The 8895-nt window shown below is 61.5% G+C and carries 9 protein-coding genes; 4 read left to right on the top strand and 5 right to left on the bottom strand.

The window, feature by feature from the left end; translation table 11 throughout:
* Both V6M52_RS19605 and lepA read right to left on the bottom strand, forming a co-directional pair.
* Positions 1–709, bottom strand: a 709-nt coding sequence (locus V6M52_RS19605) for a murein L,D-transpeptidase family protein (RefSeq protein WP_332702694.1), incomplete at its 3' end; no start/stop codon positions are given.
* Between the two features lie 438 nt (positions 710–1147).
* The gene (gene lepA / locus V6M52_RS19600) at positions 1148–2953 is read right to left on the bottom strand and encodes a translation elongation factor 4 (protein WP_332702692.1); all 1806 of its coding nucleotides are present in this window, start codon (positions 2951–2953) and stop codon (positions 1148–1150) included.
* Between the two features lie 103 nt (positions 2954–3056).
* Between lepA and V6M52_RS19595 the strand changes: the two genes are divergently transcribed.
* Positions 3057–3920, top strand: coding sequence for an extensin-like domain-containing protein (locus tag V6M52_RS19595; protein WP_332702690.1), 864 nt, complete (start codon positions 3057–3059; stop codon positions 3918–3920).
* 24 nt (positions 3921–3944) lie between these two features.
* Positions 3945–4130: a hypothetical protein gene (locus tag V6M52_RS19590; RefSeq protein WP_332686947.1), complete on the top strand. Its 186-nt coding sequence runs from the start codon at positions 3945–3947 to the stop codon at positions 4128–4130.
* A gap of 268 nt (positions 4131–4398) precedes the next feature.
* Here V6M52_RS19590 and V6M52_RS19585 read toward each other — a convergent pair whose 3' ends face one another.
* Positions 4399–4875, bottom strand: coding sequence for a hypothetical protein (locus V6M52_RS19585; RefSeq protein WP_332686945.1), 477 nt, complete (start codon positions 4873–4875; stop codon positions 4399–4401).
* 54 nt (positions 4876–4929) lie between these two features.
* Positions 4930–5076 (bottom strand): hypothetical protein, encoded by a 147-nt coding sequence (locus V6M52_RS19580; protein ID WP_332686943.1) that lies wholly within the window; start codon positions 5074–5076, stop codon positions 4930–4932.
* A 105-nt stretch (positions 5077–5181) separates the two neighbouring features.
* Here V6M52_RS19580 and V6M52_RS19575 point away from each other — a divergent pair, with 105 nt between their 5' ends.
* Positions 5182–6093, top strand: coding sequence for a LysR substrate-binding domain-containing protein (locus V6M52_RS19575; protein ID WP_332702688.1), 912 nt, complete (start codon positions 5182–5184; stop codon positions 6091–6093).
* A gap of 227 nt (positions 6094–6320) precedes the next feature.
* The gene (locus V6M52_RS19570) at positions 6321–8000 is read left to right on the top strand and encodes a DUF262 domain-containing protein (protein WP_332702686.1); all 1680 of its coding nucleotides are present in this window, start codon (positions 6321–6323) and stop codon (positions 7998–8000) included.
* Between the two features lie 243 nt (positions 8001–8243).
* Here the strand turns inward: V6M52_RS19570 and V6M52_RS19565 are convergent.
* Positions 8244–8895, bottom strand: a 652-nt coding sequence (locus tag V6M52_RS19565; protein ID WP_332702684.1) for an aldo/keto reductase, incomplete at its 5' end; no start/stop codon positions are given.

Below are 8895 nucleotides of genomic sequence, written 5' to 3'. Positions count from 1 at the left end.
GGCGTTCGCACACATCCCAAGTCGGCGGCGCCTTGTTCAGTTCGAACAGATCGTAGCCTTCCTTGATGTCCTTCCAGAAATTGAGGTGCTCGTTGCTCGCCTGCAGCGCCAGCTTGGCTGGGGTCATCTTGAACGGGAAGATCTGCAGCTGGAAGCTGGGATTGCCGCCCTTGAAGGTCTCGCGCGCCAGCGCATAGATTTCGGCAATGCCGTCGTCGGTCATGGCGTAGCAGCCGCGCGACGAGCAATCGCCATGCACCATCAGGTCGGACCCGGTGCGGCCCCAGGCGCGGTCGAACTTGTTGGGAAAGCCGGTATTGAAGGCCAGGTAGTAGTTGGAGCGCGGATTCATCAGGCCGGGCGTGATCGTGTAGAAGCCCTCGGGGCTCTGCCGGTCGCCTTCCTTGATCTTGGGTCCGAGCAGGCCCGAAACGGCGCAGATCTCATAGGTCTTGAACATCTTGAACTGGCCGGAGCTGGTGCGCTTCCAGACTTCGAGGATTTTCTCTTCCTTGAAGATGCGCACAACCATGGCCTCGCCGGGCGACGAGCCCATGGCCTTCAGCGCCGATACCGTGCCGCTCTGCAATGGCTGATTGTGGCGATTATCGCTGGATTTGGGCAGAAAGCCGCCGCAGGCGACGAGCCCGAACACGATCCAGAGCAGGATGATCGCCGAGGAGACTTTGCGAAGAAGCGTTGCGGTCAAGATCGGCAGCCCGGATTAGAAAACAAGCGGTGACCCATAGGGGGCAGTGGTTACCGCAGCATGAGAATTGCTGGTGAACGAAGCGTTACCACGCCGCAAATCCGGCGAGAAGCGGGGTGCGATCACGCAAGTGTGCAAATTTTGAATCGTATTGTTGGTTGGCCGAGTGCTTGGCCACCGAGGTCTCAGTCGACACCCTCCCCCTTGAGGGGAGGGATCAAGGGTGGGGGTGAGTCAAACGCTCTGAGTTTGCGGAGCCATACCCCCGCCCTGCTCAATATACGGACTTAGCAAGGGCTAAGTCCTATCTCGCTTCCAGCCATTCAGGCATAGCCTTCCTGGCCTTCTCACCTCCAATCGCTCCACCGGAGCGATTGGCCCTGCGGCCGGATCGAAGCCCCACAGGGGGAGGGTGAAGACAGAACCGCAAATTCGGCGTTAGTCGTCGCCCATCTTGAGGGCCTTGATGAAGGCCTCTTGCGGGATGTTGACGCTGCCATATTGGCGCATCTTGGCCTTGCCCTTTTTCTGCTTGTCGAGCAGCTTGCGCTTGCGCGTCGCGTCGCCGCCATAGCATTTGGCGGTCACGTCCTTGCGCATGGCGCGGACGGTTTCGCGGGCGATGATCTTGCCGCCGATGGCGGCCTGGATCGGGATCACAAACAGATGGGGCGGGATCAGCTCCTTGAGCTTTTCGCACATGAGGCGGCCGCGGCCCTCGGCGACGGTGCGGTGCACCAGCATGGAGAGGGCGTCCACCGGCTCGGCATTGACCAGGATGGAGAGCTTGACCAGATCGCCGACGCGGTGATCGGCCAGGGTATAGTCAAAGCTGGCATAGCCCTTCGAAATACTCTTCAGGCGATCGTAGAAATCGAACACCACTTCGTTGAGCGGCAGATCATATTCCACCATGGCGCGGCTGCCGACATAGGAGAGGTTGCGCTGGATGCCGCGGCGATCCTGGCAGAGCTTGAGGATGGAGCCGAGATATTCGTCGGGGGTGAGAATGGTCGCCTTGATCCAGGGCTCGCGGATTTCCTCGATCTGCATCACGTCGGGCAGATCGGCCGGATTGTGCAGCAGCATGGCGGTGCCATCGCGCAAGGCGATTTCGTAGACCACCGAGGGGGCCGTCGCGATCAGATCGAGATCGAACTCTCTAGAGAGCCGCTCTTGAATAATCTCCAGATGCAGCAGGCCCAGGAAACCGCAGCGGAAGCCGAAGCCGAGGGCGGCTGATGTTTCCATCTCGTAGGAGAAGCTGGCATCGTTGAGCCGCAGCTTGCCCATGGCGGCGCGCAGCTCGTCAAAATCCGAGGCATCGACGGGGAAGAGGCCGCAGAACACCACGGGTTGTGCCGGGCGGAAGTCCGGCAGGGGATGGGCGGTGGGCTTCTTGTCGTCGGTGATGGTGTCGCCGACATTGGTTTCGGCGACTTCCTTGATCGAGGCGGTGAAGACGCCCAATTCGCCGGGGGTCAGTTGCTTGACCTCGACCAGCTTGGGCGTATTGACGGCGACGCGATCGAGCTCATAGACGGCGCCCGAGGCCATCATGCGGATCTTCTGGCCCTTCTTCATCACCCCATCGATGATGCGGACGAGGACGACGACGCCGAGATAGGTATCGTACCAGCTGTCGACCAGCAGCGCCTTGAGCGGGGCGTGGATATCGCCCTTGGGGGCGGGCAGGCGGTGGACGATGGCTTCGAGCACGGTGTCGATGCCGAAGCCGGATTTGGCGGAGATTTCGAGCGCCTCGGAGGCATCGATGCCGATGACATCCTCGATCTGGGTCTTGACGCGCTCGACATCGGCGGCGGGCAGATCGACCTTGTTGAGGACGGGGACGATCTCGTGATTGGCATCGAGCGCGTGATAGACATTGGCGAGGGTCTGCGCCTCGACGCCCTGGGAGGCATCGACGACCAGCAGGGAGCCCTCGACGGCGGCCATGGAGCGGGAGACTTCATAGGCGAAATCGACATGGCCGGGCGTGTCGATCAGATTGAGGATATAGGTCTCGCCATTCAGCGCCTTATAGGTCAGCCGGACGGTCTGCGCCTTGATGGTGATGCCGCGCTCGCGCTCGATATCCATCGAATCGAGCACCTGCTCCTTCATCTCGCGCAGATCGAGGCCCCCCGTGGACTGGATCAGACGATCGGCCAGGGTGGATTTGCCATGGTCGATATGGGCGACGATGGAAAAATTGCGGATGTGGGAAAGCGGCGTTGTCATGAGGTGGGCTGATAGCAGAAGGCGGCAGGCAGGCAAAGATGGTTTCCGTGCCGTTAACAGCGGCGGGCTGGTGCCTTTTGCCCGACTCGTGCGTTAGGAGCGCATGCACAAGCTTTTCAAACTGATCGCCCTCGCCCCGCTGCTGATTGCCACGCCGGTGGTCGCGCAGGATATTCTGGGCCCGCTGCAGGACATGGTGGACCGCCTCACCAAGCCGGCGGAGCAGCCCAGGCTAACACCGCGGGTGACGCCCAAGCCCGATCTCGTCGCCCCGGTGCCGCGGCCACGGCCGCCCGATATGCCGAGCGAGCCGGTGGTGGAGGCGGTGGAAACGCCGTTGCCGCGGCCGGAGATTGCGGTGTTGGAGGAGCGAGAACCCGTGGCAACGCCCGAGCCGGAGCCGGCGCGGGTCTATCAGGTTGCCTGTCCGGCGGTGATGATGGGGCTGGTGGAGGCCGAGATGGCGCCGCCGCTCAGCGAAGGGACTTGCGGGGAACAATCGCCGCTGCTGGTCACCGGGGTGATGAGCCGCGGGCGCATGGTGCCGCTCTCAAGCCCGATCACCACCAATTGCCAGATGGCCAGCGCCCTGCCCGGGTGGGTGGCCAGCGTCGACGGCTATGCCGAGGCCATGCTGGACAGTCCGCTGGCCAGCGTCGATACGGGCACCAGCTATATGTGCCGCAATCGCAACAATGCGGATGGCGGCTTCACCTCGGAGCACGGCTTTGCCAATGGCGTGGACGTCACCGGCCTGACGCTGGAAGACGGGCGGAGCATTACCGTCGATACCGACTGGATCCGTTCGGTGGCGCCGGAGGGAAAGCTGCTGCGGCTGGCGCATGGCGCGGCCTGCGGGAGCTTTACCACGGTGCTGGGGCCAGAGGCCAATGCCGAGCACCGCGACCACCTGCATCTCGACCTGGGGTGCCATGGGGAGAGCTGCAGGGCGCGGATTTGTGAGTGAAGCTCAGCTGCGGTAGGTGCTTAGATGCCTGCCAACCTTGGCCTGCAGGATTTCGATCAGTTCGGGCTGCATGAAAATGTAGTTGTCCCTGATGTCGAGGCATATCAGGCGCTTGCTTTGGAGTTGCTTCTGGAAACGCTGCAACAGCAGCCTCCGGTGTCGCCCTTCCATGACGAAAATGATGTCCGCCCAGTCGATGTGATCCGTTGAAACCTGCACGTCGGCATCCGGACTGGTTCCGGCAGAGTCGGTCTCTATATTGTCCCAGGAGGCGAAAACGGCTTCCGCCGTGGGGCTCCTTAGCCGGTTTCTGCTGCAGACGAAAAGTGCGTTCATCGCGAAACGGTAGCGCTGTCGAAGGCCTGCCGCAATTGATTGCGGCGCTTGTTATGCAAGAGCGGCCCTCGCAGCTCGCTGACATGTTCCAAGTGAAGAGCCCTCGGGTCAGGCCCGAGGGTGACGATCGAGTTTGTGAGTATTACTGCGCAGGCACGGCCGGAGCAGCAGGATCGGCAGCCGCTGCGGGTGCAGCATCTGCAGCCGGCGCGGCGGCGGCCTGGTCGGCGTAGATGGCGGTGACGGCGTCGACGCTGAGGCGGTCGGGGCTGCCTTCAGTGCAGTCGGGGGTGGTCTTTTCGACATCGGCCTTGACCAGGCCATAGGCCGTCGCGGCCGAGACCGCATCCATGCTGAGCGCGGTTTCGAGGCGCATGCGGTCGGCCGCCATGCCTTCGGCAATGGCCGGCTCGATCGGCACGGCGCAGAGCTCGATCACCGCCTGGGTGGCGTAAAAGCCGGTGAGCATATTGGCCTGCTTGGGGGTGGTGTCGATGCTGGCTGCCGGATCGATGACGATGTCTGCCGGTACGGCCGGTGGCGTCGGCGCGGCATCCTGGGCGACGGCAGTGCCGGTGAGCAAAGCGAGAACGGCCAGCGCGGCGAGGGGTCGGATCATCGGGAGCTCCTTGAAGGCGGGGTCAGCCCCACCTTCAAAGGCCCGAATGTGGCCTCAGCACGGCGTGCGCTCGCTGAGGGGGTGATGGGCGGGCAAATCGGCCCAATCATGCAGGCTCATGCTGTCGGGATCGAGCGGGACGCGATCGGCGGCGAACAGACCCGCGACGAGGCGAGTGAGTCGGGCGAAGAGGATAGACATTTTGTGACCTCCTTTCAGGTCGGGGCGATGACAATGGCGCCGTTGTGCGCCCAAGATGGAACGGTCGCAATGGACAAGGTCGCAGCCCTGCTATAGAAAAACTATATGGCGAACCCCTTTCCCATTCCGCTCAATGCGCTGCGCGCCATCGAAATCGTGGCGCGGCGCGGGGCACTGGCCCCGGCTGCCGAGGAGCTTGGCGTCACAATTGGCGCGGTGAGCCAGCATCTGCGCCGGGCCGAGGAACGGCTGGGCATGGAGCTGTTCGAGCGGACCCCGGCCGGGCTGCGGCCGCTGCCGGCGCTGAAGGCCGCCTTGCCGCAGCTGACATCGGGTTTTTCGGCGCTGCAGGATGGGCTTGCCAGTCTCAAGGGGAGCGACGAGGGCGTCCTGAACCTGACGGTGGGCAGCGTCTTTGCCTCGCGCTGGCTGATCTGGCGCATCAACAAATTCACCCTGCTGCATCGCGATATCGAGGTGCGGCTCAATGTGACGGCGACCATGCTGGACCTGAGCCGGCCCGACGTGGACTGCGGCATCCGCTATGGCCATGGCAAATGGCCGGGCGTGCAGGCCGAGCTGGTGGGCGGCACGGAATATCAGCCGGTCTGCGCGCCGCCGGTGGCCAAGCTTCTGGAGCGGCCGGCAGACCTGGCCAATGTGCCGGTGATCCAGGACGAGACGACGATGCTGAGCTGGGACGCCTGGCGCGCCGAAGTGGGGCTGGACCCGGCGATCAGGCTGACCGGACCGCTCTATTCGGATGCCTCGCTGGCCTTTGACGCGGCGATTTCCGAACAGGGCGTGCTGATGGCCGCCGACATGATGAGCGCCGACGCGGTGAGCGACGGAAGGCTGGTGCGGCCGTTCGCGCATTCGGTGGAAGGACCGCTGGGCTATTGGCTGGTGACGGCGCAGGGGCGACGGGAAAGCCGCAAGCTACGGGCGTTTCGGGAATGGCTCAGGGTCGAGGTGCCGGCGAGTGTACGGGGTTATGTGCACCAGAGCCGGGGTTAGGGGGAGGCTTTCGACGCCAAGGTCCGTCGCAGGTCCCGTCATGAATGGGCGACGGCACTGTACAAGGTCGCACGTTCTCTTGCGGCCAACCTCGATTCAAAGTGGACTTTGCGTAAGTCCGGGGAACCACTTGGACGACTTGCACGCCGTCTGGGATCTCATCCCGGCAGCTTGTCTATGCACAGGCAAGTCGTTAATCGTCAGCCATATTAGCAGAGGATTTTGTGATGGCCGGCGTCGTCAAGCACTCGTACACCCCTGAGAAGCGATCAATTGGAGATCTGCTGTCGATGACCAGTCCGGCCATCGTCGTCCCTGATTGGCAGAGGAATTACAGCTGGCGCACTGAGCATGTTGAGACGTTGTGGAACGACGTCGTGCGTTTTTCTGATAGGTCCGGCGAGACGCTGACTGACGAATATTTTTTCGGGTCGGTTGTCTTGGTCACTGCGGCGAACCAGCGGCTGCTCCTGCTCGACGGGCAGCAAAGGCTTGCCACATCAACGATACTGATGTCGGCAATTCGCGACACCATGGCCGCAATCGATAAGAAAACCGCGGACTTTATCCAAGCGAACTGGCTCTCTGGGTTCGACGCGATCCGCCAAGAAGAGATACAGAAGATCCGACTGAATATTTACGATCGAGACTTCTTTAAGCGGCTCGTCTCAGACCCGCGTGATGAAGGATATTCAGAACCCGCGCCGCAATATGCGTCGCACAATCTTATTGCGAGCGCACGATCCTTCTTTCTCAATTCGATTGCGGTACGGACGGAGGGCATGGACCAAAAAGCAGCCAGTGCATGGCTGCGTCGGATCGTGGCAATACTCACGGACCACTTCACAGTGATTGCAGCGTTCTCTGATAACGAAGACAACGCTGCGGAGGTCTTCGAGACGCTGAATGACCGAGGCATTGGGCTCTCGACTCCCGATTTGCTTCGAAATTTGGTAATTCGACGTGCACCCACAAATCAGCAGGACGAAGTGGTCAGTCGTTGGGAAGACGTGATCGCATTTGAGACTGACACCGAGATAAAATCTTTCCTGCGGCACTATTGGGTGTCGAAGCATGGCGACGTGAAATCGCAAAGTCTCTACCGAGAGGTAAAGTCGGTCATCGAGCAGGACGACATCGACTCTATGTCGCTATCGGCGGAGCTTAGTGATGCCGCGAAGCTGTATCGCAACATAAGATCATCCAGCGGGGATACAGAACTTGCCTCTGATCTTCTGAGCCAATTGAATTCAATAGGTCCTGGTGCCGCGATCCTATACCCACCGATCCTAAGTGTCTTCGCCACGTTTAGCCCAGAGCAGGTAGAGACGGCCTTACGCTCACTTTTGAACGTCTACACCCGCGACGGGATTATTGGCCAGATCGAGAATAGTATTCTCGAAAATCGCTTCTACAAGGCCGCGCGATCGCTTCGGGTGCACAAGTCGTTGGCAACCTTCTGCTTGGATGTGGCGGAAGGTGCTTTAGCCGATGACGAAGTTCGCATCCGCTTCAACCGGCTGATCCTGACGCAGAACGGCCCCCGGCGACACTTATTGTATTGCATCGAGATGGCTAAGCGGCAGACAGGGGAGGTTCAGATCAACCCACCGAGTAAGGTTCACGTCGAGCACATTTACCCGCAGAAGCCGGAGGCAGGTCAACGTTGGGCAACCCATGATCGTCACATCAATCGGATTGGGAACCTGTCGCTCCTCGACAAACGAATAAATGCCGGCATACGCAACGGCGGCTTTGCCGCGAAGAAACCGCACTATGCGAAGTCCGAGATCATCATGACCCAGGAATTGACCGAGTTGGAGGACTGGACCGCTGACAGCATCGCGGTGCGGCAAGATGCGTTTGCCGTGCTTGCGCCCACCGTCTGGCCGATCGTTTTGGTCTAAAGGTTGCCGCCGTTCTGCCGTTCAATGCCTGCGATGAACACAAGCTTTCGATCTTGCGCCTCCCCCCGAGGGCGGGGTGATGGGCTTCAACAAGCGCGATGCCTGCGGGACCTCCGACACCCCTCCCTAACCCTCCCCTCAAAGGGGGAGGGGACCGATTGTGCCGGCACGAATGCTGTGCCCATCTCACCGACCCCGGATCAAGTCCGGAGGCGGCGCTCTCCATAGGAGAAATGAAGGTTCCTACCGCAGCCAGCCGGTGGGGCGGGGGTGGAGTTCCATCTGGCCGTCCTTGGTGGCCTCGTCGATGGCAGCGATTTCCTGCTGGGTCAGGGACAGGTTGTTGAGCACGCCCAGATTGTCCTTGAGCTGATCGAGGTTGCGCACGCCGATCAGCGCCGAGGTCATTTCCGGGCGGCGCAGCACCCAGGAGAGCGCCAGCTGCACCATGGACTGGCCGCGGGAGCGGGCAATCTCGCCGAGCTTGTTAACGGCGGAAAGGACGCGCGGCTCGATATGGCTGGCGCGGAGCGAGCCATTGGGGTTTTCGCCGCGGGTACCGGAGGTGTTGCCGGAATTGTACTTGCCCGAGAGCACGCCCTGGGCCAGCGGGGAGAAGGCGATCATGCCGATGCCCAGTTCGCCACAGGCGTCGATGGTGTGATCGTTCTCGATCCAGCGGTTGATCATCGAATAGCTGGGCTGGTGGATGGTGGTGGCGACGCCCATGTCCTTGAGGATGCGATAGGCCTCGCGGGTTTCGGCTTCGGGGTAGCTGGAAATGCCGACATAGAGCGCCTTGCCGCTGCGCACGGCATGGGCCAGGGCACCCATGGTTTCCTCGAGCGGGGTCTCGGGATCGAAGCGGTGGGAATAGAAGATATCGACATAGTCG

The organism is Devosia sp., assembly GCF_036676215.1.
Lineage (GTDB): Bacteria > Pseudomonadota > Alphaproteobacteria > Rhizobiales > Devosiaceae > Devosia.
Note: the sequence above shows the minus strand (reverse complement) of the source record. Positions and strands in the feature narration are given on the sequence as shown.